This is a genomic window from Neorhizobium sp. SHOUNA12A (assembly GCF_023006505.1).
Lineage (GTDB): Bacteria > Pseudomonadota > Alphaproteobacteria > Rhizobiales > Rhizobiaceae > Neorhizobium.
In genome coordinates this window covers 19,389-43,720 of record NZ_JALBGV010000005.1, presented here as the reverse complement: position 1 = coordinate 43,720, position 24,332 = coordinate 19,389, and the positions used below count along the sequence as shown (strand labels likewise).

Below are 24,332 nucleotides of genomic sequence, written 5' to 3'. Positions count from 1 at the left end.
GGCCATGCTGACCGTCGCCGTTACCGGCCAAATCCTGATCCACGGCCCCCTCGACCTCTGTGGCGAGGGGCAGGCCGAGGTTCGGGATTTCCTCGAGGCGGATGTGGCCTTCGGCAATCTCGAAGCGACGGTGGAGACTGCAGGGGCATGGCCGACCAAGACGAAAACGCTGCATCTGGCCTCGGCGGATGCTCTCGTCTCGGTACGGGAACTCGGCTTTCATGCGGTGACGCATGCCAACAACCACGCCTTCGACCTCGGCCCGCCGGGCATCGCATCGACGCGCGCCGCCGTGGAAGCGGCCGGGCTGAAGCTTGCCGGCAGCGGGTCGGATATCGAGCAGGCCGCAGCGCCGGCGATCGTGCCAGGACCTCATAGATCGCTCGCTATCTTCTCCGTCGATCTCGGACCTCAGCCGGACATCAACTACGCCTCGGTCGATCGCAGCGGCATAACACCCTTGCGGATGAGGCGGACGGTAACCGCGCCGCCTGCGGAATTCGAGACGCTCAAACGGATCGTCGGGACGCTCGGTGACGACAAGCGCGGCGCGGCGCGTGCTGCGGTCGGTTATGACCTCGGCGAACGCCCGGAGTTGGACGTCTTCGGTACGCCCGTCGTTGCCGGCGACGCGATCGGCGCCCGCTGGACTGCCGACGAAAAGGACATGCAGCGGCTCGTCGACGGCGTCGATGCCGCGAAGGCGATCGGCGACCTGGTCGCGGTTGCAATCCACGGCCATCATTGGGATGCGAACTGGAAAACGACGCCCGACTGGCTGCTCGATCTGTGCCGCGGCCTGATCGACAGCGGCGCGGACCTGGTTCTCGGCACCGGCGCACCGGTCATGCAGCCGATCACCTTTCATCGCGGGCGAGCGATCATCGCCGGTCTCGGCAACTTCGTTTTCCATACGCGGCGGCCGGCGACCTATGACCAAAAAGGTGTCGATGTCTGGCGCAGCGCCGCAATCCGGCTGACGCTTGCCGATGACGGTACGTGCGAGAGACTTGAACTGCTGCCGATTTCCGTCGGCAGGCCGGTGGACCAAGGTCTGCCTCCAGGCCCGGTTCCGCTGCAGGGTTCCGATGCAGACGAGATCAGGGAAAGAGCGCTCGCCGGGCTTCCGGCTGCAGACCGGCAACGCGTCGTCTGATCAACCAAGCTTGCCGGTGAAAATGTAACCGACGCCGCGGACGGCCTTGATCAGCTGGGGATGCTTGGCATCCGCCTCGATCTTGCGGCGCAACCGGACGATCTGGGCGTCGATCGTGCGGTCGAAGGCGTCGAGCTGCCGTCCCCTTGTCTCATCCATCAGGAAATCGCGCGTCAGCACGCGGCCGGCGTGCTGGACGAAGGCCGCCAGCATGTCGAATTCGCCGGTTGTCAGTTCGACTTCGCCATCTCCGGCAGACAGCAGCTGGCGTCTGGAAAGATTGAGCGTCCATCCTTCGAAACGGACGATCTTCTCCTCGTTCTCCTCCGGCTTCGGCTGAGCCGGCTGGCGCCGCCTGAGGATCGATTTCAGCCGCGCATGCACTTCGCGCAGGTGAAACGGTTTTGCGATGTAATCGTCAGCGCCGATCTCGATGCCGATGATCCGGTCGACCACGTCGTCGCGGCCGGTCAGCATCATAATCGGAATGTCCGATTGCATCCGGATTTCCCGCGCAAGATCGAAGCCGTCCTGGCCACCGGGAAGCGAGAGATCGAGAAGGATGATGTCGATCTCCTGCCTTTTCAGCTGAACGCGCATTTCCTGCCCGTCGGACACCGCGCTGACGGCATATCCTTCGCCCTCGAAATATCGCGTCAGCATCTGACGGATTCGAGGGTCGTCGTCGACGACGAGGATATTTGCGGAACTGGCGGGGGATGACATCAACAGGGAACCGGCGTGTTACAGATTGTTACCAATTAGAACCGTCTTTCACACGACTAGCATTCGCGCGTTACCGGGATTCGGTCAACTGCCTCAACCAAACGGATAGGGGCAGTTTCATGTTTGTCACGGATAATGCGAAGACCTTCAACTCGGCAGCAGCAAGACCGCTAGACGAGCCGGACTGCCTGCATTCGCTGTTTGCAAAGCAGCCTGTCGAATATCTCGCGGCCGGCCAGCCCCTCTTTTTCGAAGGTGACGAGGCCAGGCATATTTTCGAAGTCATCGAAGGGAATTTGCGGGTTTTCCGGATCATTTCGGAAGGACGGCGGGTGATTACCGGATTTCTGCACGCCGGCGATATGATCGGCGTTTCGCTCCGGGACAATTATATCTACACCGCAGAGGCCATCACGACGGCGAAAGTCCGTCGGCTGTCGCGCCGACAGTTCGAAGCGGCGATCATCAATTCCGAGAGCCTGAGGCCCAAGGTCTTTGCCCGGGTCTGCGACGAAATGGCCGCAGCCCAGGACCAGATGGTGCTCTTGTCGAGCAAGAGCGCGGAGGAACGGATCTGCACGTTCCTGCTGAAATACCTGAAACGTGCGATGGCCGAAGGCAATGCGCAACCGATCGTCGAACTCTCCATGAGCCGACAGGACATGGCCGACTATCTCGGCCTGACGATCGAGACCGTTTCGCGTACGATCACCAGGCTCATCGGCAAGGGCGTGCTGAATGTTCTGGACCCGGCCGCCCGTCATTCCATAAGAATCGAACGGCCGGGAATGCTTGCGCAACTTGCCGGAGACGACGATGACTGTGGAGACATGCGGCGCGACCTGATCGCTCTCGGCGAGCGACGGCGCCATTAGACGGAATAGACATGATCGGCAATACAGGATCCGAAGCCACGACGGAAAGCCAGCTCGATGCCGTCACTCTTCTTCTCGACGATGCCAATCTCATCGTCCATGGCGTGGACGGCATCATCAGCCGCTGGACGAGCGGCTGCGAGCAGCTTTACGGCTGGCGCCGGGAGGAAGCTCTCGGAAAGGTCGTCCACGATCTTCTGGCGACGCAGTTTCCCGAGCCGCTCGACGAGATCCGTCGTCACGTCCAGACCTATCATGCCTGGCAAGGGGAAGTCGTCCATCGGCACCAGAATGGCCACACGGTCGTCGTGGCGAGCCGCTGGGTGGCAGTCAATCCGTCGAGCGACGGGCCTTCGATCATCATTCAAACGAACAACGATATCACCGAGATGAAAAGGGTGCAGAACGATCTTGCCGGACGCGAAGCGCATCTGCGCTCCATTCTGGACACCGTGCCGGAATCGATGATCGTCATCGACGAGGTCGGCTGCATTTCCTCCTTCAGCACCGCGGCCGAGCAGCTGTTCGGCTACTCTTCCGATGAAGTCTGCGGACAGAATGTCAAGATGCTGATGCCATCCCCCGATCGCGAAGCCCATGACGGATATATCTCGCGCTACCTCACCACCGGCGAACGCCGGATCATCGGTTACGGCCGCGTCGTGACCGGGCAGCGCAAGGACAAAAGCACATTTCCCATGGAGCTTTCGGTCGGCGAGGCCGTCACCAACGGAAAACGCATCTTTACCGGCTTCGTCCGCGACCTAACCAGCCGTCACAAGATCGAAGAAGAGCTGCGCCAGGCCCAGAAGATGGAAGCGATCGGCCAGCTGACAGGCGGCCTGGCGCACGATTTCAACAATCTTCTCACCGTCATCAGCGGCAATCTCGAGATGATGGAGAACAAGCTCGCGGATGCGGGACTGCTCGAACTGCTGCACGAGGCCCAGGGCGCCGCGGAAGACGGTGCCAAACTGACGGGCCAGCTTCTCGCCTTCGGACGGCGCCAGCCGCTCAACCCGAAGCTCGCGGATGTCGGCAATCTCGTGTCCGGTTTCTCGGAGCTTCTCAGGCGCACGCTCGGCGAAACGATCGAGCTTCGCACAACCGTCACCGGTGTCTCCAACGAAGCGCTGGTAGATGCATCGCAGCTCCAGAACGCGCTTCTCAACCTGACGCTCAATGCCCGAGACGCGATGCCGCGTGGCGGCAAGCTGTCGATCGAGATCTCCCGCGTCAGGCTGGATGTCGACTATGCGCAGATGTATCCTGATGTCCGCACCGGCGATTTCGTGCTGATTTCCGTCACCGACACGGGCATCGGCATGCCTCCCGACGTCAAGGACAAAGCCTTCGAGCCCTTCTTCACGACCAAGGGCCTGGGCGCCGGAACAGGCCTCGGCCTCAGCATGGTCTATGGCTTCGCCAAACAGTCCGGCGGGCACATCCAGCTCTACAGCGAGCCGGGACAGGGCACGAGCGTCAGAATTTTCCTGCCGGTGGCGCACAAGGCGGAGGCGGCGGGTGCGCTTGCCGTCGAGGCTGGCTCGAAGCAAGCCTCCATTCCCGGCGGCAACGAAAAGATCCTCGTCGTCGAGGACGACCCGCGGGTCCGGCGCATCGCCGTGTCCCGGCTGACGCAGCTCGGTTACGGCGTCATCGAGGCCTCGAACGGCCGGGAAGCGCTGGACCAGCTCGGCCAACACGACGGCATCCACCTTCTTTTCACCGATATCGTGATGCCAGGCGGAATGACGGGCGACGAACTGGCGGCCGAAGTGCGCGCAAGACGGCCCGGCATGAAAGTGCTGTTCACCTCCGGCTACGCGGAGCCGGCGATCGCCGGGCGCGAGCTCGCCCAATCCGGTAGCTGGCTAAAGAAGCCGTATACCGCCCGAGAGCTCGCGGTGCGGCTTCGGGAACTGCTGGACTGAGTTAGATTTCAAAAAGGCTGCATCTGCAGCCCTTTTTTTGATAATCGCTCAAGAAATGCCTGAGTGGCTGGTGGCACCAGCATCGGGGCCGGCGTTTGTCCAAGATTCCCGATTCATTCCGGCGGGTCGTCCTGCAGCACACGCCAGGAGGCGCCTTCGAGGTCGTCATATTGGCCGCTCTTCAGCGACCAGAGAAAGGCGAAGAGGCCAAGACCGCCGAGGAAAAGCGCAATCGGGATGAGATAGATCAGCATGTTCATGCGACGCGAGCCTCACCGGGAGGAATTTTTGCTCCGCCGTTACTCTCCGCCGCATCGGCCTCGGCGGCGCGTCCCGATCCACTGAGCCGCAGGGCGTTGGCGACGACGATGATCGAGGATGTGGACATGGCAACGGCGGCAATCAGAGGCGTCGCATAACCGGCCAGCGCGATCGGCACGGCGATGACATTGTAGCCGATGGCGAGTGCGAAATTCTCGCGGATCAGCCGGCCAGCGCGCCGCGAAATATCGATCGCCAGCGGCACTGCTTCGAGGCTGTCGTGCATGAACACGAAGTCGGCGGCCTGACGGCCGACATCCGCCGCCGTCGCCGGCGCGATCGAGACATGCGCTGCGGCGAGCGCCGGGGCGTCATTGATGCCGTCGCCGACCATCAGCACCTTGCGGCCGCTTGCCTCAAGCGAGGTGCAGAACTCCGCCTTCTGTTTCGGCGAAAGCTCCGCCTGCCAATGTTCGAGGCCGAGGCGAATGGCGAGATCGGCAACCACCCGGCGCCGGTCTCCGGACAATATGCCCGTCTCGAAACCGCTGGCCGCGAGGGATGCCATGGCGGCCGGGGCGCCGGGACGAAGCGAATCGTCGAAGCGGAAGGTGGCAATCTCCTCGGCGTCGAGCGAGAGAACCGTTTCAGTCACGCTATTGCCCGGGCTTCCGTCGCCCGGCACAGACAAGGCGAAGCGACGGCTGCCGAGGCGGTAAATGCCGGCGGGCGTCACCGCTTCGAGGCCCCGCCCCGGGATTTCGGTGACCGTCTCGAAGACCGCAACCGGACCGGATACCGCCATCGCGAGCGCCTGGGAGAGAGGGTGGCGCGAATGGGCGGCGAGGCCGGCTGCCAAGGCGAGCAGCTTCCTGTCGAACCGCTCGACTTCCAGCAGTCGAGGCCGGCCGAGGGTCAGCGTGCCGGTCTTGTCGAATAACACCGTGTCGATTTCGGCAAGCCGTTCCATGGCCGAACCATCCTTGACCATGATGCCGTTGCGGAACAGCCGGCCGGCCGCGACCACCTGCACCACCGGCACCGCAAGGCCGAGGGCACAGGGGCAGGTGATGATCAGCACGGCGATGGCGACCAGCATGGCGTGCTTCCAGTCGCCGCCGATGAAACCCCAGGAAAGAAAGGCGGTGAGCGCCAGAAGATGGACGGCCGGAGAGTAATATCGCGCCGCCCGATCGGCAATCCGACGGTAGCGCGCCCGTCCACCCTCGGCCGCCTCCATCAGCGAAATGACTTCGGACAGGAAGGAATCCTTGGCGGCAGCCGTCGCCTTCAGCACCAGCGAACCGGTGAGGCTGAGCGTTCCTGCCTGGATCATATCCCCAACACGGACCGGCCTTGGAGCGCTTTCGCCGTTGACGATCGAGACGTCGATGTCGCTTGCGCCGCTTTCGACGGTGCCGTCGACCACCACCCGCTCACCGGCGGCAATCGCCACCCGGTCGCCCGGCCGGACTTCGTCCACGGGACGATACTCACGCGAGCCGTCCGGACCGATGACCGTGGCGCCGCGAGGCGACAGGCGTGCAAGACCGCTGATCGCGGCGCGGGCACGGTCGCGCATGACATGGTCGAGCGTGCGGCCGATCAGCAGGAAGAACAGGAGCGAGACAGTCGCATCGAACCAGGCCTGTTCGCCGTGATGCATGGTTTCCCACAGCGACACCGCATAAGAGAGCGTGATGGCGAGCGCGATCGGCACGTCCATATTGGTGCGGCCGCGGCGTAGCCCATTCCAGGCCGACTGATAGAAGAAACGGCCGCCATAGATCAGCGCCGGCGCGGCGATCAGTGCCGATATCCAATGGAACATGTCGCGGGTCGAGGCATCGGCGCCCGACCATACGGAGACCGAGAGCAGCATGATGTTCGCTGCCGCGAAGCCACAAAGGGCGACGGCGCGGATCAGATCGCGCTGCAGTTTTTCGCCGACCTCCTCGGCATTCGAGAAAAGATGTGCTTCGTAGCCGGTGGCATCGACGATGGCCCTGACCAGTTCGACCGGATCCGTGGCGTCGTCTCCGGCCTTCTCCCTCCAGACGATCGAAACGCGCTTGGTGGAAAGATTGACCCGTGCCCGCTCGACGGACGGCAACGCATTGAGCGCCTTTTCGATCGTCGCGATGCAGGTGCCGCAATGGACCTGTGGAACGCTGAGATCGGTCTGGCGCAGGCCGGGCCCGATCATCCGGCTGGACAGCGTCAACTCCTCGGAGGACGGAAGCGAATGGTCCGAATATCCTTCGGCTCCGGGCGCGCAGCAGCTCATTCCGCTCTCCTCAAAACCGCGATCCGCTCGGCCTGATGCAGGATGCGCTTGCCGTTCCTGATGGCGCTCGCATCGACGATCCAATGGCCGGGCAGGATTTCATGGGTGGCGGCGAAGACACCCTTGGTGACGGGAACGAGATCGAGTTCAAAATCCTGGTGTTCGCCGACCGGCCGCTTGAACTTGAGCGTCAGCGTATCGGCCGCGACCGGCCCGTTCTTCGGGTGAAAGACCTCGTATCGGATATCGGAGCCGTCGACGGTGATGCGCCCGGTGACGCCGGTCGCCGTCAGCATCCGCGCCTCGGCCGCCTTGCCATTGAACTGCTGGCTGGCGACATAGGTATTTTCCGCCACCAGCCCGCTCCAGCTCGTAACCGCGTTGTAGGCCATGTAGAAATTGACCGAGATGATGGTGCCGAAAAAGAGCACCAGCACACCGAGCATATGCCAGCCGGTGAAAACGAAAGGTTTTGCTGGGATCGTATCCATTTTCGTCGTGCTCATTTTCTGGCTCCCGGCGTGTTGAAGACCGCTGAATAGCTGTCCTTTTCGTGGCTCGACCGATCTTCGGCGATGAAGTGGAAATCGGCGGCCTCGGCGGAAACTGCACCCTTGGGCAGGGTCACGAAGACTTTCAGGGCGAGCGTCTTGTCGGGCTCCACCTGCACCGCGAAGAGACGGCCCGGAACATCCGTGATGCCGGAAATTTTCATCGTCGCTTCGGGCAAGCCTTCCATCGAAACCAGGATCGTGCGCGGCTCCGGGATCATGTTGAGCAGCCGGATCGTGTAGCCGTTGCGGATGGAACCGTCCGATTCCAGCACGAATTGCGGGTTGCGATCATGCAGCACGTTGACCTCCAGCCGGTCGCGCGACAGCAGCGCGAAAACGAGGCCGAGACCGACGGCCGACCAGACGCCGAAATAGATCAGCGTGCGGAGCCTGAAGATCACCCTCCAGTCGAAGTGGCGGATCTTGTCGATGAAGGAACCGTCCGGATTGCGCACCCGTACCGGGTCGATCGCCGTCGTGCTGCCGTTTGTCGCAAGCGCCATGTTGGCGTCGTATTCGTCGAGTGTCGCATATGCGATCAGGCCACGCGGCTTGCCGATCTTGTCCATCACGCCGTCGCAAGCATCGATGCAGAGCGCGCAGGTGATGCAAGCCAACTGCTGCCCCTCGCGGATGTCGATACCCATGGGACAGACGGCCACGCAGGCATTGCAGTCGACGCAATCGCCGACCGGCTGCGCGGCTGCCGCCGCCTTCTTGGTATGCCGGCTGCGCGGCTCGCCGCGCCAGTCGTTATAGGTGACGACCAGCGAGCTCTCGTCGAGCATGGCGGCCTGGATACGCGGCCAGGGGCACATGTAGATGCAGACCTGTTCGCGCAACAGCCCGCCGAGCACGTAGGTCGTGGCCGTCAGGGTGGCCACGGTCGAATAGGCGACCAGCGCCGCCTGGCCGGTGACGAAATCGAAGGCGAGCGAGGGCGCATCGGCAAAATAGAAAATCCAGGCGCCGCCGGTCGCCACTGCGATCGCCAGCCATGTGGCGTGTTTGGCGACGCGCTTCCACAACTTGTCGAGGCTCCACGGTGCGGCGTCGAGCTTGATGCGGGCATTGCGGTCGCCCTCGAAGAACCGTTCGACGACCAGGAAAAGATCGACCCAGACCGTCTGCGGACAGGCATAACCGCACCAGGCGCGACCGACAGCCGACGTCACCAGGAAAAGGCCGAAACCGGCCATGACCAGAAGTCCCGCGACGAAGAAGAATTCCTGCGGCCAAATCTCGATGAAGAAGAAATAGAAACGACGGCTCGCAAGATCGACGAGTACCGCCTGATCGGGCGCGAAGGGACCGCGGTCCCAGCGGATCCAGGGAGTGAGGTAATAGATGCCGAGGGTTATCAGCATCACCAACCACTTGAAGCGGCGGAAGCGCCCTTCGGCGCGTTTTGGAAATATCTTCTTGCGCTTCTCGTAAAGCGGGTTGTTCGATGCGCCCGGCGAATGCACGGGCTGGACATCGATGCGCTCAACGGAGGCGTCGCTGGGGCCAAGCGCGGGAGACGTATAGAGATTCATGGGACCAGTTCCTTTGGTCCATGTTTTCTCATCTCGGCGACGCCCACTCCTTGACGCAAGTCAACCGCGCCGATGTGACAAAACGGCCGCCCGCTGATGACAGACAGGCGGCCGTTCGTCAGATCGAATGGAGCAACGGTTATTCTTATTCCCCGCCGCCGAGCGAGTGGATGTAGACCGTGAGCTGCTTCACGGCCACGTCGCCCAAGCGGCCTTGCCAGGCTGGCATGACGCCGTGTTTCGGGGTCTGGATCTGTCTGGCAATCTCCGCTTCTCCGTGAACCTTCAGCCAGATGGCGTCGGCAAGGCTCGGCGCGCCGAGGTCCCGTTTGCCCTCGGCCTTTTCACCGTGGCACGCGACACAATTGTCGGCAAAGAGCTGTTTTCCGGGCTCGACCATCGATGGATCGCGCGGGGTTCCGGTAAGGCTCACCACGTAGGCGGCGACCTGGCGCACCTCGTCCTGCTTCAGCATGTCGGTAAAGGCCGGCATTTCGGAGATGCGGGTCTCCCCGTCGGCAGGATCACGGATGCCATGGGCGATCGTCTGGTAGAGGGCGTTGATATCGCCACCCCAAAGCCAGTCGTCGTCGTTGAGGTTAGGATAACCCCGTCCGCCGGTCGCACCCGTGCCGTGACACGGGGTACAGTTGACGCGGAAAGCCGCGGCGCCGCCGGCCGTTGCGAACTGGTTGAGCTGCGGATCGGCGACGATGTCTTCCAGCGAAGAGGTCGAGATCTTCTCCAGGATGCCGCCCTGGGCAATCTTCGCACCGTTGAGATCGGCTGCAAACTCGGCGCGGCTCGAATATCCAAGCAGGCCTTTTGTCGCATTGGTGAGGAGAGGAATGGACGGATAGGCGATCGCATAACCGATCGCCCAAAGAATGCAGGCGTAGAAGGTCCAGAGCCACCAGCGCGGCAGCGGGTTGTTGAGTTCGCGGATGCCGTCCCATTCGTGGCCGGTGGTCTCTATGCCGCTCAATTCGTCGATATGTTTTTCCGCCATGTTCAATCCTCCTTCAGAGGGATCTGCGCGGCCTCGTCTGCAGAGGCTTTTCCGCCGGGGCGCAAGGTGAAGACGAGAACGCCGAGGAAGAACAGGGTCATGGCGAGCAGACCCCAGCTATCGGCGAAGTGGCGCATGGCCGTGTAGAATTCCATGATCTTGTCCCTTCAGCGGTAACCGGCGGCATCGTCATAGGTCGAGAAATCGACCAGCGTGCCGAGCATCTGCAGATAGGCGACCAGCGCGTCCATTTCGGTGAGGCTCTGGGCGTTGCCGTCGAAATCGCCGACCTTAGCCTTGGGATAGCGGGCAAGCAGACCGGATGTATCCGCATTCGGATCCGCCTGGGCGGCCAGATCCGCCTTGGCGCTTGCGATCATCTCGTCCGAATAGGGAACGCCGACGGCACGGTTCGCCTTCAGATTCATGGAAACATCCGTAACCTTGAGCGGCGTCGTCTTGAGGAAGGAATAGCTCGGCATCACCGATTCCGGGACGACGTCGCGCGGTTCGGTCAGATGCTGCACGTGCCATTCGTTCGAATAACGGTCGCCGACGCGGGCAAGGTCTGGCCCTGTGCGTTTCGATCCCCACTGGAACGGGTGGTCGTACATGGATTCGGCCGCCAGACTGTAGTGACCGTAACGCTCCACCTCGTCGCGGAAGGGGCGGATCATCTGGCTGTGGCAGAGATAACAGCCTTCGCGGATATAGATGTCGCGCCCGGCCAGTTCGAGCGGCGAATAGGGCCGCATGCCTTCCACCTTCTCGATGGTGTTTTCGAGATAGAAGAGCGGTGCGATTTCCACGATGCCGCCGATCGAGACGACGAGCAGCGAACCGACCAGAAGCAGGGTCGCATTGCGTTCGATGAAGTAATGTTTGTCGAGAATGGACATGGGTATCCCTCCTTATTCGGCCGGCTGGAGAGCGGCGGGGGATATACCGCCCCGAACCCTCTCCTGCCGCTGGTAACCGAGGATGGTCATGGTGACGTTGAAGGCCATGATGAGCCCACCAGCGAGATACATGGCGCCGCCGACCGCACGCAGCAGGTAGTAGGGGAACATCGCCGCGACGGTTTCCGCGAAGGAATAGACGAGGAAACCCTGGTTGTCGTATTCGCGCCACATCAGGCCCTGTTGCACGCCCGCGACCCACATGACGGCGGCGTAGACGACGATGCCGAGGGTGGCGAGCCAGAAGTGCCAGTTGACGAGGTCGAGGCTATAGAGACGCTCGCGGTTCCAGAGCTTGGGCGTCATGTAATAGACGGCGCCGAAGGTGATCATGCCGACCCAGCCGAGTGCGCCGGAATGCACGTGGCCGATCGTCCAGTCCGTATAGTGGCTGAGCGAATTGACGGCCTTGATCGACATCATCGGACCCTCGAAGGTCGACATGCCATAGAAGGCGATGGCGATGATCATCATGCGGACGATCGGGTCGGTGCGGATCTTGTCCCAGGCGCCCGAGAGCGTCATCAGGCCGTTGATCATACCGCCCCAGGAGGGCATCCAGAGCATGATCGAGAAGACCATGCCGAGCGTCTGCGCCCAGTCGGGCAGCGCGGTGTAATGCAGGTGGTGCGGGCCTGCCCAAATATAGAGGAAGATCAGCGCCCAGAAGTGGATGATCGACAGCCGGTAGGAATAGACCGGACGATTGACCTGCTTCGGCACGAAATAGTACATCATGCCGAGGAAGCCCGCGGTCAGGAAGAACCCGACAGCGTTATGGCCGTACCACCACTGGGTCAGCGCATCCTGCACGCCCGAAAAGGCCGAATAGCTCTTCACGCCGAGGAAGGAGACCGGGACCGCGAGGTTATTCACCACATGCAGCATGGCGATCGTCACGATGAAGGCGAGATAGAACCAGTTGGCCACGTAGATATGCGGCTCCTTGCGCTTCAGGATCGTGCCGAGGAAAACGACGAGATAAGCGACCCAGACGACGGTCAGGAAGAGGTCCACATACCATTCCGGTTCGGCATACTCTCGACCCTGCGTGATGCCGAGCAGATAGCCGGTCGCGGCCATGACGATGAAGAGCTGATAGCCCCAGAACACATACCAGGCGAGATTGCCGCCGAAAAGGCGGGCCCGACAGGTGCGCTGGACCACGAAGAGGGACGTGGCGATCAGCGCATTGCCGCCAAAGGCGAAGACGACACCGGATGTGTGCAGCGGCCGCAGGCGGCCGAAATTGAACCAGGGTTCGATGTTCAGGTCCGGAAAGGCAAGTTGGAGGGCGATGACGACGCCGACCAGAAAACCGACGACACCCCAGAAAACCGTGGCGATGGTGCCGTATTTCACCACCTCGTCGAAATATTCGGATTTTGACGGCAGGCTTATCGCAGACGCCCGCGGCGCGAAGGAAATCCTGCGCGTCAAAACGACCGTGCTGATCAACAGCACGAAGAACAGGACCCACATATGGGCTGCAAACAGGCTGTCATGGGTATAAGCGGCGGCGAGCAACGCCAGGAAGGTGCCGATTGCCAGCCAGAGTGTTTCTGAGACGTAATTCATGGTCTTTGGCCTCACAGCGCAAATGCGCTGCCGGTTGAAGGATTGTGACCATGATGTGCTGACATACGGACCGCGCCGGGGGTTTGACCTGCGTCAACGCCCCGCCCAAACGGCTCCATGCTTATGTTATTACCGGCTCAGTCTTCCGGATCGAGGATGCAGCACTGTTCCGGCAGCGGCGCGAGGACTGCCCTTGCGCCGGCATCCAGCGGGTCGGAAAGCGGGCCATTGGCGGTGATTTCGCCGGCAGCGGTTTCGCATTTGTATTGATAGGCACGACCGAGATAGGTGCGCGTCCCGAGCACCGCCGGAATGCCTTCGCCCTCGCGGCGGACCGCAAGCCCATCGGCGCGGCAGGCCAGGATGAAATCGTCCTTGATCGGGCCGAACAGGTCCTGGGAAAGATGAAGCCGCGTGCCGCCTGCAGCCTCGGCGGCGACGATGGCCGACTGGCGCTCAATGACCTTCATGCGGATCAGGTTTTCGAAGCCGACGAAGCGGGCGACGAAGGCGCTGGCCGGCTTCTGGTAGAGCACCTCCGGCGTGTCGAGCTGCAGGATGCGGCCGGCATTCATGATCGCGACGCGATCGGAGATCGAAAACGCTTCTTCCTGATCGTGGGTGACGTAGAGCGATGTGGTGCCGTTGGCGCGCTGCAGCTGGCGGATCTCGACGCGCATGTCGATCCTGAGCTTGGCATCGAGGTTGGAGAGCGGCTCGTCGAACATCAGGAGCGGCGGCTCAATGACGAGAGCCCGGGCGAGCGCGACGCGCTGTTTCTGGCCGCCGGACAGCGCTGCAGGCAGGCGGTCGGCGAGCGGCGCGAGACCGACGCGCTCCAGCATCGCCATCGCCCGCTTGGCCCGGTCCGGTTTGGAAAGGCCACGCTGCTTCAGGCCGAAGGCGACGTTATCGAGCACGGTCAGGTGCGGGAAAAGCGCATAGTTCTGGAACACGAGGCCGATATCGCGTGCATGAGCGGGGAGCGTCGTCAGATCGCGGTCGCCGAGCCTGATCCGGCCGCTGGTCGGCTGCAGGAAACCCGCCACCAGACGCAGCGTCGTCGTCTTGCCGCAGCCGCTGGAGCCGAGCAGCGACACCAGTTCACCGGCGGCAACGGAAATCGACAGGTCTTTCAGAACCTGGGTGGTTCCGTAGTGGGCGGAGAGGTTTTCGATGGTCAGAGATACGGTCACGGGAACCTACTTGGTGAGGAATGTGAGGCCGAGCGTCGCTTCGACGATCGCCATGACGCCGACGGTCACCAGCATCAGAAGCACGGAAACGGAAGCGATCGTCGGGTCGAAGAACTGCTCCATATGCGCGAGAATCTGGATCGGCAGCGTCGAAATGCCGGGTCCGGTCAGGAAGACCGAGACCGAGACGTCGTTGATGGAGGTAATGAAGGCCAGGATGAAGGCGGCGATGACCCCGGCACGGATGTTCGGCAGCACCACGGTCATGAAGGTCTTGAGCGGCGGGCAGCCGAGGCTTCTCGCGGCCTCCTCGATCGAGAAATCGAAGGAGGCGAGGCTGGCGCCGACGACGCGCACCGAATAGGGCAGGATGAGTAACGCATGGCCGACGACGAGGCTGATGAAGACCGGCAGGCCGAGGCCTATCGTGATCGACTTCAAGAGCGCGAAGCCGAAGACGATTTCCGGCACCAGGATCGGCAGCACGAACAGCGTCGAGAGCCAGCGCGGCAGCTCGACCCTATAACGGTTCAGCGCATAGGCCGCCGGAATGCCGATCAGCAGCGATAGGCCGGTGCCGAGGATGGCGACTTGCAGGCTGGTAATCGCCGTGCGCCGAAAAGCCTCGATCTGGAAGATGTTGGCGAACCAGCGCAACGTCAGTCCCTGTGGCGGGAAAGTGAGGAATGTCGTGTCGCTGAGGGCCGCGCCGACGATGATCACCAGCGGCGCGAGCAGGAAGAAAAAGACGAGAATGGCGAAAGCGCCGAGCAGGGGATGAATACGCGTCGCCATCAGACTGCCATCGGGTTGAGACGGCGTGCCATGCGGCTCATGATGAGCACGACGCCGATGGTTATGACCACCATGATGGCGGCGATCGTCGAGGCGCCGACCCAATCGAAGGTCACCATGGCGCGCTGATAGAGGAACGTGCCCATCATCATCTGCTTTTCGCCACCGAGAAGCTGCGGTGTCGCATAGGAGGTGAAGCTGCCGGTAAAGACCAGCACCGCGCCGACAATGAGGCCAGGAGCTGCGAGCGGCAGGATGACCTGGAGGAAGGTCGGGATCGGCCGGGCGCCGAGCGAGGTGGCCGCCTCGATGAGGTCGCGCGGGATTCCCTCAAGCACACCGACCAGTGTCAGGATCATCAGCGGTACGAACAGATAGACCATCGCAACGATGACCGAGCCTTGCGTGTAGAGCATCGACAGGGGCTCGCTGATCAGTCCGACCGACATCAGGACATTGTTGATGATGCCGTTCTTGCCGAGGATGATCAGCCAGGCGAAAGAGCGGACGACGACGCCGGTCAGCAGCGGAAAGACTGCGGCGACGATCATGATGCTCTTCAACCGTCCCGGCATCTGGGCGATGACGTAAGCTGTGATGAAACCGACCACGAGCGAGATGCCCGTGGTGATCAATGCGATCTGAAGGGTGCGGTAGAGAACCGCCATGCGGAAGCCGCTCTTGAAGAAGGCCGCATAAGTGGAGAACGGCCCGCCCGCCTCGCCGAACGTGGTGGCGATCGTCAGAACGACGGGGATGACCAGAAGCAGGACGACGGCGATCGTCGCCGGCAACGTCAAACTCCATCTGGCAAACTTGTTCATCGACAGTCTCTCTCAAAGGCAGGAGCGCCGCGTTGATAGCGGCGCTCCGTTTTCATTTCAACCATGTGGCCGGTCAGGCGACATCCGGGATTACTTGCCGAAAACCTCGTTCCAGCGGTCGATCCAATCGGTCTTCGCGGCGTTCATCTTGGCGTAGTCGACACGGCTCAGGCTGGAAACCTGATCGGCACCGTAGGTCCAGATCTTCGCCTGGTCCGGCGTGAGCTGGACCTTGGTGGAGATCGGCGCATCGACGCCCTGCTCGGCTTCCTTCTGCTGCACGTCCTTCGACAGGATGAAGTTGATGAACTGGTGAGCCAGTTCGACGTTTGTTGAACCCTTCGGAATGTTGACGGTGTTCAACGTGGCGATATCGCCATCCTTGAGCTTCGCCCAGGTCATGGTCTTCACCGCCGCCTGCATGGAGGCGAGCGTGAAATCCTGGCCGATTGCGACGCGCACTTCGCCGGTCGAGATCAAATTCACCAGTTCGGAGCCGGTATTGTAGTTCTTGACGACGTTCGGCTTCAGGGTTTCGACGGCTTCGAACGCCTTGTCGGTGCTGGCATAGGGATCGACGCCGGCATGTTTGCCGGCCTGCACCACGACCATCGGGCCGGCCGTGGTGGTGATGCCCGGAAGCGAAACCGAGCTCTTCAGGTCCGGGCGCCACAGATCGTTCCAGGAGGTGACCGGAGGGTTCACCTTGGCCGAATCGTAGACGAGGCCGATACGGCCGATCGTATAGGCCGGGCCGTATTTGCCCTGCGGCGCGCGGCCGAGTTCGTAGATCTCGGAGAGGTTCGGGATCTTCGCGGAATCGACCGGCTGGAAGAGGCCCTGCTCGATGCCAAGCTGCGAGAAGCTGTCGGTCAGATAGATGACATCGACGCCCTTGCCGTCGCGCAGCTTCAGCTTGTTGAGGCGGTCGGCATTGTTGCCGGTTTCGAAAACGATGTCGCAGCCGCAGATCTTCTTGAACGGGTCGATGATGTTGGCGGTCATCTTCTCGCCGTTGTAGCCCCACCAGGAAATGGTGAGAGTCTTCGACTGGGCACTTGCCGTTGCCGTGCCGCCGAGCGTCGCCAGGAGAGCAAGGGTTGCCAATTGGGTGAAACGAGTGGCCTTCATGAGGCGGGGTCCTTTTGCGAAAGCGGCGTTGATGCTCCCCTGGGACACCCCCGGGAATTGGGGGTGATACTATTTTTTGAACGGCCCGGCCGCAAGCCCAATTATTAGGCATATGCAGTCAAGAACCAAATTTCTTTAGGCTTGAACCATCTCATACTGGAGGTTGATTTCGGGCCTCACGTGGCGGCCGATGCACGGTTTGCGATGGTTTACACATCCGGGCATCGTCTTTAGGGTCCGGCGATCAGAACCGACAGGCATTCCTCCGATGACAGTTTCCGCCCCCCTCCCCGACGACCTGCTGATCAACGCGGCCGACGAGGTCCGCATCCGCCAGGACCTGGTGCTGACCGCGCTCGGCAAACGGCCGGCCGACCGGCTGCTGAGGGTTGGCAGATTGCTCGATGTCCACAGCAGGACCTGGCTCGAGGACCAGGAGATCGTCATCAAGGGACGGCGGATCGCCTATGTGGGACCGGCGGGCAGTTTTGCAGGGGAGGTGGCGGAACGTAGTCACGAGCCCGATCTCTTCGCGGTGCCGGGTTTCGGCGAGGCGCACAAGCATATCGAGAGCTCGCATTTGACGCCGGAATGGGAAGCGGCGCTCGTCATGCCGCACGGGGTCACCTGGACCTGTGAGGCAAGCCACGAATTCTCGAACGTCAACGGCGCCCGCAATCTGGAATTCTGGCTTGAGGCCCGCCGCCGCGGCTCGCCGATGAAGGTCTTCCCGCTGCCGGGCTCGGCCGTGCCTCCGACGGCCTATGAATGGGGCGGTGGCTATTTCGGTTATGACGAGCAGAAGCGGTTCATGAGCGAAAGCCTGATGGTCGCCGGCCTCGACGAGGTAATGGACTGGCCGTCGATCTCGGATCCCTCAAACCCCTCCTACGACCGGCTCTGGGGCATGATCGGCGCGACCTTCGAACAGCGCGGCGTGGTCGAGGGTCATGGCGCAGGCCTGCGCGACTTGGCCTCGATCAATGCCTTCGCCGCCGCCGGCCTTGCCTCCGATCACGAAGGCTGGTTCCTGGAGGAGATCTGGCAGAAGCTGCAGCACGGGCTGTTCATCGAGCTTCGGCCGCATTCGCTGCCGGAGGTGATCAAGGGCCTCATCGAGAAGAACCTCGCCGACTGGTCGCAGGTGGCTTTCGTTACCGACGACCGCAGCGCCTCCGATACGCTGAAGATGGGCGCGACGGACTACAATGTCCGCCTTGCGATCGAGAACGGCCTTTCGCCGGAAATCGCCATCCAGTGCGTGACGCTCAACCCTGCGCGGCATATGCGGCTGACGCCCTGGGTCGGGTCGATCGCACCGGGCCGTTTTGCGGATATCGTGCTGCTCGACGACGTCGAAAAGCTGTCTATCGCCAAGGTCTGGGCGGATGGCACGCCGGTTTCGGAAGGCAGGACATTTACCGGCGCGCGTCCGAAGATCGATTGGCCGGAATGGGCGACCAAGACGGTGAAAATCGATCGACAGGTGACCGCCGCCGATTTCCGCATCGAGGCGCCGGCGGATCGCGCCGCGGCGAATGCCGCCCTGCTGCGGCCCTTCCACTGGTCGGACGATTTCATCACCATGGAACTGCCGGTCAGGGATGGCGCAGTCCAGCGCGACCATGACCGCAACGTCACGAAATTCTCGATCGTCGACCGGTTTTCGGGTGAGGCGAAAGTGTCAAAAATGTTCTGGCTCGGCACCGGACCGCGCACGCCGGATACCGCGCTCGGTTCGACGCTCGGGCATGACAAGCACAATATCTGGGTGGTTGGCTCCTCGGACGAGGCGATGGCGATGGTGGCCAATGCGCTCGCCGAACAGCAGGGCGGCTGGGTGCTGGTCTCCGGCGGCAAGGTGATCGCCCGCGTCCACTACGAAGTCGGCGGGCTGATGACGGCGCGCTCGGCGGAGGAACTGGATGCGGAAATGCAGGCGCTCTACAAAGCCGGCGAGACGATCGACTGGATGTACGAGCCGACCTTTTCGCCGCGCTGGTGGCCGGGCTTCCCGGAGCGGCTGTCGTTTGCGACACTGACCTGTTCGCCCTGGCGCTGGGTGCTGGTGGCGCCATCGGAGCGGGCGCCTGAGGGGTTCGTCAACGTGCTGACCGGCGAAACGCACCCGGTCGTCTGGTAGTAGGCCGCTCTCGTCAGCGTGACTTGATGAGGTCCGGTTGATTTGCCAAAACCGCTGGGATTGATTTTTCGGCGCCACCGATCCTCCCGCCTCGGCGTCGCTTGCGCAAGGAACCTAATCATGGCCCAGCCTGCCCTCTTCACTCCGATCCGCGTCCACAATCTCGAACTCTCGAACCGCATCGTCATCGCGCCCATGTGTCAATATTCGGCCGAGGACGGCTGCATGACCGACTGGCACCTTATCCATCTCGGCCAGCTCGCGCTCTCCGGCGCAGCGCTTCTGACGATCGAGGCGACCGGGGTCACCCCGGAAGGCCGCATCACCTATGCGGATGTCGGGCTTTATGACGATGCGACCGAGGCGGCGATGGCCCGCACGCTCGACAGCATCCGCAAATGGTCGGACATGCCGATCTCCGTGCAGCTGGCGCATGCCGGCCGCAAGGCCTCGACCGACAAGCCCTGGCTCGGCGGCAGCCAGATCGCCCCGGACCACGCGAACGGCTGGCAGACCCAATCGGCTTCGGCGATCCCCTTCAATCCGAAATACGTGGCCCCCGTCGCGCTCGACAGGCAAGGCCTGAACGAGGTGCGCGACGCGTTTGCGGCTTCCGCCGTACGGGCGGCAAGGATCGGCCTCGATGCGATCCAGATCCACGCAGCGCATGGCTACCTGCTGCACCAGTTCCTGTCGCCGCTCTCCAACCAGCGGACCGACGAATATGGCGGCTCGCTCGAGAACCGCATGCGTTTTCCGCTGGAAGTTTTCGATGCCGTGCGTCAGGCCTTCCCGTCCGACAAAGCGGTGACGGTGCGCGTCTCGGCGACCGACTGGGTCGAGGGCGGCCTGGACATCGACCAGACCATCGCGTTTGCCCAGATGCTGGACGAGAAGGGCTGTGATGCAATTCACGTGTCGAGCGGCGGGCTGCATATCGAGCAGAAAATCCCGCTCGGCCCGAATTATCAGGTGCCCTTGGCACGCGCCGTCAAGGCTGCGGTGAAGATGCCGGTGGTGGCGGTCGGGCTGATCACCGAACCGACGCAGGCGGAAGCGATCGTTTCGACCGGCGACGCGGATATCGTCGCGATCGCCCGTGCGGTGCTCTACGATCCGCGCTGGCCCTGGCATGCCGCGGCGGAACTCGGCGCCCAGGTGAAGCCCGCACCGCAATATCTCCGCTGCCAGCCATCGCAACTCAGGAACCTGTTTACCTCCTGAAGGGACTCAGGCCTCTTCGGCGGTTCAAGCCAGTCGACCGGCGCATTCATGCTCGCAATGCGCCGGACAGGACGCTATGGAACATTGGTGCTGACCGATTCATCAAAGGATTTTCATGCCCACCATCTATCTCGCCGGCCCCGAAGTATTTTTGCCCGATGCCCAGACCGTGATGGGCGAAAAACGCCGGCTTGCTCGCAGCTTCGGTTTTGAGCCGACCGGTCCCGGCAGCGACGAGAACCAGGCGCCCGTAGGCCAGCTGACGGCAGCCGCGATCTACCAGCGCAACGACGGCGCGATGCGACGCGCGGATGTCTGCCTCGCCAATATCACGCCGTTTCGCGGCATCAGTGCCGATCCCGGCACCGTCTATGAAATCGGCTTCATGATCGCGCTCGGCAAACGGGTCTGGGCCTATACCAACCATCCCGACGACTATGGCACTCGGGTGCGGTCGATCTGGTATTCCGGGCTCGATATCGACGAGAGCAGCGGTCGTCCTCGCGGCCCGGACGGGCTGTCGATCGAGAACCATGGCAAGGCCGACAACCTGATGATCGATGTCGGCATCGAGGAAGGTGGCGGCCGGGTCATTCGCGCCGCGGCACTGCCAGCCGATCCCGAAAGGGACCTGGCCGCTTATACCGAGGCCTTGCGACACTTGCGCGGTTAGGCGAGCGACAAGGCGTCCTTAAGGCCAAGACCCTGCTTCAGCTGAAGATCGAGATCGGCTTCGATATGGTCGATGTGGTGGATCATGAGCTTGGCGGCGCGCTCGCCATCGCCCTTTTCCAGGGCGTCGAGAACGGCGCTATGCTCGGCATGCCCACAGCTCGACACGCCGGAACGGCCGTAAAGCGCGATCACCAGCGACGAACGTGCAACCAGTTCATCCATGAAACGCTGCAGGATGACATTGCCGGCAACGGAAGCCAGCATCAGGTGGAAATCGCCGGACGCCTTGATCTCGGCGCGCCGCGCAGCCGGACCCCGTTCGTTCAGATAACGCTCTTCCTCATCGAGCTGACGGCGGAATTCCGCGATATCCTCGGGCGTGATGCGCTCGACCGCGCTTGCGACGATGCCGGGTTCGATCAGCCGGCGGGAGGCAAAAATCTGACGCGCTTCTTCCGGTGACGGATTGGAAACAAAAGCGCCGCGATTACGCTCGGTCTTCACCAGGCCTTCGAACGCGAGCATCTGCAGCGCGGCGCGGGCAACCGTGCGGCTGACGTCGAAAAGAGAGCCGACTTCGCTTTCCGACAGCTTGGTGCCGGGCGCAAGACGCCGATCGATAATAGCGTTGCGTAAAGTCTCCCGGATCGCCATGGAGCGATCTTCCGGGGAGCGATCCTCGGGCGTCGTATCGGTAAGATTGATCTTTTCGCTGATATTCATTGCTGCGGTCCAATGTACGGCCTTTGTAACCCGAGTGTCTACAGGATGCCAAGCGACTTGTTTTTGATCCAATGCCAAGATTGCATACGATTTGCCCAAGGGATCGAAAACGATCGCCTGATTTTTGCGCACCGGCAAAACCCCGCCGCTGACCCTTTCAGGTAAACGCAAGTCTTTCTAGAGGTTTAATCCAGTTGGCATGGCTGATGCATAACAATATCAGACGCAAGGGAGCGCCTGATGAGCAAAGCCGCCGAAATCGACATCGCTTCAGTCTCTAAGATCTACGGAACAACCACTGCCGTTCATGCGATCAGCCTGAAGATTCCCGCCGGAACCTATTGCTGCCTGCTCGGCCCTTCCGGCTGCGGCAAGACCTCGACGCTCCGGATGATCGCCGGGCACGAGAGCATCTCCTCGGGCGACGTCCGCCTCGGCAATACCGTCGTCACCGACCTGCCGCCGGCGAAACGCGGCACGGCGATGATGTTCCAGTCCTACGCCCTCTTTCCGCATCTCGACCTCGTCGACAATGTCGCCTTCAGCCTCAAGATGAAGGGCGTCGACAAGGACGAACGGCGCGCCAAGGCGATGGACATGTTGCGGCTGATGCAGCTCGAAGCCTATGCGACCCGCCGCCCGGCCCAGCTCTCCGGTGGCCAGCAGCAGCGCGTGGCGCTTGCCCGGGCGCTGATCACCGATCCGGAAGCGCTGCTTCTCGACGAGCCGCTTTCGGCGCTCGACCCGTTCCTGAAGATCCGCATGCGCGCGGAACTGAAGAAGCTGCAGACCTCGCTCGGCATTACCTTCGTGCACGTGACGCACAGCCAGGAAGAAGCGATGGCGCTCGCCGACCTGATCGTCGTGATGAACGATGGCCGTATCGAACAGGCCGCCCATCCGCGCGTGGTGTTCGAAAAACCCGCGACCGCCTTCGTCGCCAAGTTCATGGGCGACCACAACGTCATCTTCGGCCGGGTGACGCAGAGTTCCGGCGACAAGCTGATGCTGTCAGTGCCCGCAGGCGGCGATTTCCTCGCCACCGACGATGGAGCCGCCGGGCTGACCGACGTGGCCGATATCGCCATCCGCACGGACCATGTCCGTATCGGCCAGCCTTCTGAAAAAGGCCTCGGCTTCACCGGCTCGGTTTCCAACGTCGAATACCGTGGTTCTTCGGTAAAGCTCTCGGTCAACGGCGCGGGCATCGAGGATTTCACCGCGATCCTGACCGACGCCGAATTTTTCGCCAATCCGGTCAAGGTCGGAGAAGCGATCCCGCTTTCCTGGGGCCGCGAGGACGCCATCGTCCTCGGCCGCCTCAAGAACTGATGCCACCAAAAAACTCAACCAGAGGAGAACAAGGCAATGACTGAGACCAAGAAACCAACAAAGGGCATTTCGCGCCGCACGCTTCTGAAGACGGCGTCCGCTGCGGCCGGTCTTGCCGCCGGCTCCGGCGCCATCACCGGCTTCCCGACCATCTGGGCGCAGAACCCGATCACGCTTCGCCAGTTCGGCACCGGCGTTTCGAACCTCAACGCGATCGCCGAGAAGTGCAAGGCCGACCTCGGCATCACGCTCGAAATGACCGCGACGGACTCCGATGCCGCCGCCCAGCGCGCCGTCACTCAGCCGAACTCCTACGACATCGCCGATATCGAATACTGGATCCTGAAGAAGGTCTATCCGGCCGGCGTCATCCAGCCGATGGATACGACCAAGCTGAAATACTACGACAAGATCGTGCCGCTGTTCAAAAACGGCAAGCTGAAGCCGGACAGCGTGATCGCGCAAGGGACCGCGCCGCACACGGTGGGTTACGTCGCAAAACCCGGCGACAAGACGTTCGCCAAGGAAGAAACCAAGTGGTTCACGATGGTTCCGACCATCTACAACGCCGACACGCTCGGCATCCGTCCGGACCTGGTCGGCCGCGAGATCTCGACCTGGGCCGACATCATGGACCCGAAGTTCAAGGGCAAGGCATCGATCCTTAACATCCCATCGATCGGCATCATGGATGCCGCGATGATCATGGAAGCCATGGGCAACATCAAGTATGCCGACAAGGGCAACATGACCAAGGCGGAAATCGACAAGACGATCGACTTCCTGATCAAGGCCAAGCAGGCCGGCCAGTTCCGCGCCTTCTGGAAGTCGTTCGACGAGAGCGTCAACCTGATGGCCTCCGGCGAGGTCATCATCCAGTCCATGTGGTCGCCGGCCGTCGCCGCCGTCCGTTCCAAGGGCATCGCCTGCAAATATCAGCCGCTCAAGGAAGGTTACCGCTCGTGGGGCGGCGGTCTGGGCCTTGCCGCCCATCTCTCGGGCGCCAAGCTCGACGCTGCCTATGAATATATCAACTGGTACACGTCCGGCTGGGTCGGCGCCTATCTCAACCGTCAGGGCTACTACTCGGCCGCGATGGAAACCGCCAAGGCACACATGTCCGCCGACGAATGGGGCTACTGGATCGAAGGCAAGCCGGCCAAGGGCGATATCGTCGCTCCGGACGGCAAGATCATGGAAAAGGCAGGCGCCGTGCGCGATGGCGGCTCTTTCGAGGAACGCATGGGCCACGTGGCCTGCTGGAACTCGGTGATGGACGAGGACCGCTACATGGTCCGCCGCTGGAACGAGTTCATCGCTGCGTAAACAAAGTTGCCCCTCACCCTAGCCCTCTCCCCGCTCGCGGGGGGAGGGGACGTGCCCCGAGCAGGCACTGAAGAGGACCGAGCGGC

At 62.2% G+C, this 24,332-nt stretch carries 22 protein-coding genes; 8 read left to right on the top strand and 14 right to left on the bottom strand.

Annotation, left to right across the window (positions count from 1 at the left end; genetic code table 11):
* Positions 1-4: 4 nt before the first annotated feature.
* Positions 5-1,156: a CapA family protein gene (locus tag MOV63_RS03885; RefSeq protein WP_247031817.1), complete on the top strand. Its 1,152-nt coding sequence runs from the start codon at positions 5-7 to the stop codon at positions 1,154-1,156.
* Here MOV63_RS03885 and MOV63_RS03880 read toward each other — a convergent pair whose 3' ends face one another.
* A complete protein-coding gene (locus MOV63_RS03880; RefSeq protein ID WP_247031815.1) occupies positions 1,157-1,882 on the bottom strand; it encodes a response regulator in 726 nt (241 codons plus the stop codon).
* Between the two features lie 119 nt (positions 1,883-2,001).
* Here MOV63_RS03880 and MOV63_RS03875 point away from each other — a divergent pair, with 119 nt between their 5' ends.
* Both MOV63_RS03875 and MOV63_RS03870 read left to right on the top strand, forming a co-directional pair.
* Entirely contained in the window at positions 2,002-2,757 is a 756-nt protein-coding gene (locus tag MOV63_RS03875; RefSeq protein ID WP_247031813.1) for a cyclic nucleotide-binding domain-containing protein, read from the top strand.
* A gap of 11 nt (positions 2,758-2,768) precedes the next feature.
* Positions 2,769-4,691: a PAS domain-containing sensor histidine kinase gene (locus MOV63_RS03870; RefSeq protein WP_247031811.1), complete on the top strand. Its 1,923-nt coding sequence runs from the start codon at positions 2,769-2,771 to the stop codon at positions 4,689-4,691.
* A gap of 113 nt (positions 4,692-4,804) precedes the next feature.
* Here MOV63_RS03870 and ccoS read toward each other — a convergent pair whose 3' ends face one another.
* From ccoS to MOV63_RS03810, 12 genes are all read right to left on the bottom strand, one after another.
* The gene (gene ccoS, locus MOV63_RS03865) at positions 4,805-4,951 is read right to left on the bottom strand and encodes a cbb3-type cytochrome oxidase assembly protein CcoS (protein WP_007757373.1); all 147 of its coding nucleotides are present in this window, start codon (positions 4,949-4,951) and stop codon (positions 4,805-4,807) included.
* Positions 4,948-7,239 carry a cation-translocating P-type ATPase gene (locus tag MOV63_RS03860; protein WP_247031809.1) on the bottom strand — a complete coding sequence of 764 codons (2,292 nt, stop codon included), beginning with the start codon at positions 7,237-7,239 and terminating at the stop codon, positions 4,948-4,950. Before MOV63_RS03860 ends, ccoS begins: the two co-directional genes overlap by 4 nt.
* The gene (locus MOV63_RS03855) at positions 7,236-7,745 is read right to left on the bottom strand and encodes a FixH family protein (RefSeq protein WP_247031807.1); all 510 of its coding nucleotides are present in this window, start codon (positions 7,743-7,745) and stop codon (positions 7,236-7,238) included. Before MOV63_RS03855 ends, MOV63_RS03860 begins: the two co-directional genes overlap by 4 nt.
* Entirely contained in the window at positions 7,742-9,331 is a 1,590-nt protein-coding gene (ccoG, locus tag MOV63_RS03850; protein WP_247031805.1) for a cytochrome c oxidase accessory protein CcoG, read from the bottom strand. The genes MOV63_RS03855 and ccoG overlap by 4 nt, the downstream gene beginning before the upstream one ends.
* Before the next feature lie 145 nt (positions 9,332-9,476).
* Positions 9,477-10,340, bottom strand: coding sequence for a cytochrome-c oxidase, cbb3-type subunit III (gene ccoP / locus MOV63_RS03845; protein WP_038547572.1), 864 nt, complete (start codon positions 10,338-10,340; stop codon positions 9,477-9,479).
* A gap of 2 nt (positions 10,341-10,342) precedes the next feature.
* Positions 10,343-10,495: a cbb3-type cytochrome c oxidase subunit 3 gene (locus MOV63_RS03840; RefSeq protein ID WP_219741244.1), complete on the bottom strand. Its 153-nt coding sequence runs from the start codon at positions 10,493-10,495 to the stop codon at positions 10,343-10,345.
* Positions 10,496-10,507: 12 nt separating this feature from the next.
* The gene (ccoO, locus tag MOV63_RS03835; RefSeq protein ID WP_247031802.1) at positions 10,508-11,239 is read right to left on the bottom strand and encodes a cytochrome-c oxidase, cbb3-type subunit II; all 732 of its coding nucleotides are present in this window, start codon (positions 11,237-11,239) and stop codon (positions 10,508-10,510) included.
* A 12-nt stretch (positions 11,240-11,251) separates the two neighbouring features.
* Complete coding sequence (ccoN, locus tag MOV63_RS03830) at positions 11,252-12,877, bottom strand: cytochrome-c oxidase, cbb3-type subunit I (RefSeq protein WP_247031800.1); 1,626 nt, start codon at positions 12,875-12,877, stop codon at positions 11,252-11,254.
* Between the two features lie 137 nt (positions 12,878-13,014).
* Positions 13,015-14,073: an ABC transporter ATP-binding protein gene (locus tag MOV63_RS03825; protein ID WP_247031798.1), complete on the bottom strand. Its 1,059-nt coding sequence runs from the start codon at positions 14,071-14,073 to the stop codon at positions 13,015-13,017.
* A gap of 6 nt (positions 14,074-14,079) precedes the next feature.
* Positions 14,080-14,871, bottom strand: a complete 792-nt coding sequence (locus MOV63_RS03820; RefSeq protein WP_046600505.1) for an ABC transporter permease — start codon at positions 14,869-14,871, stop codon at positions 14,080-14,082.
* The gene (locus MOV63_RS03815) at positions 14,868-15,692 is read right to left on the bottom strand and encodes an ABC transporter permease (protein ID WP_247031796.1); all 825 of its coding nucleotides are present in this window, start codon (positions 15,690-15,692) and stop codon (positions 14,868-14,870) included. The genes MOV63_RS03820 and MOV63_RS03815 overlap by 4 nt, the downstream gene beginning before the upstream one ends.
* A gap of 90 nt (positions 15,693-15,782) precedes the next feature.
* Positions 15,783-16,823 carry an ABC transporter substrate-binding protein gene (locus MOV63_RS03810; protein WP_247031794.1) on the bottom strand — a complete coding sequence of 347 codons (1,041 nt, stop codon included), beginning with the start codon at positions 16,821-16,823 and terminating at the stop codon, positions 15,783-15,785.
* Positions 16,824-17,091: 268 nt separating this feature from the next.
* On the opposite strand from MOV63_RS03810, the gene MOV63_RS03805 reads away from it, so the two are divergent.
* The 3 genes from MOV63_RS03805 (at position 17,092) to MOV63_RS03795 (ending at position 20,863) form a co-directional block, all read left to right on the top strand.
* Positions 17,092-18,966: an adenine deaminase gene (locus tag MOV63_RS03805; RefSeq protein WP_247031792.1), complete on the top strand. Its 1,875-nt coding sequence runs from the start codon at positions 17,092-17,094 to the stop codon at positions 18,964-18,966.
* Positions 18,967-19,086: 120 nt separating this feature from the next.
* On the top strand, positions 19,087-20,190 hold the full coding sequence (locus MOV63_RS03800) for an NADH:flavin oxidoreductase/NADH oxidase (RefSeq protein WP_247031790.1): 1,104 nt from the start codon (positions 19,087-19,089) through the stop codon (positions 20,188-20,190).
* 115 nt (positions 20,191-20,305) lie between these two features.
* Positions 20,306-20,863, top strand: coding sequence for a nucleoside 2-deoxyribosyltransferase (locus MOV63_RS03795; protein WP_038547550.1), 558 nt, complete (start codon positions 20,306-20,308; stop codon positions 20,861-20,863).
* On the opposite strand, the gene MOV63_RS03790 is transcribed toward MOV63_RS03795, so the two are convergent.
* Entirely contained in the window at positions 20,860-21,588 is a 729-nt protein-coding gene (locus tag MOV63_RS03790; protein WP_247031788.1) for a GntR family transcriptional regulator, read from the bottom strand. The genes MOV63_RS03795 and MOV63_RS03790 overlap by 4 nt on opposite strands.
* 240 nt (positions 21,589-21,828) lie before the next feature.
* Here MOV63_RS03790 and MOV63_RS03785 point away from each other — a divergent pair, with 240 nt between their 5' ends.
* Both MOV63_RS03785 and MOV63_RS03780 read left to right on the top strand, forming a co-directional pair.
* Positions 21,829-22,920, top strand: coding sequence for an ABC transporter ATP-binding protein (locus MOV63_RS03785; protein WP_247031786.1), 1,092 nt, complete (start codon positions 21,829-21,831; stop codon positions 22,918-22,920).
* Between the two features lie 36 nt (positions 22,921-22,956).
* Positions 22,957-24,246: a PotD/PotF family extracellular solute-binding protein gene (locus tag MOV63_RS03780; protein ID WP_247031784.1), complete on the top strand. Its 1,290-nt coding sequence runs from the start codon at positions 22,957-22,959 to the stop codon at positions 24,244-24,246.
* The last annotated feature ends 86 nt before the right edge of the window (positions 24,247-24,332 follow it).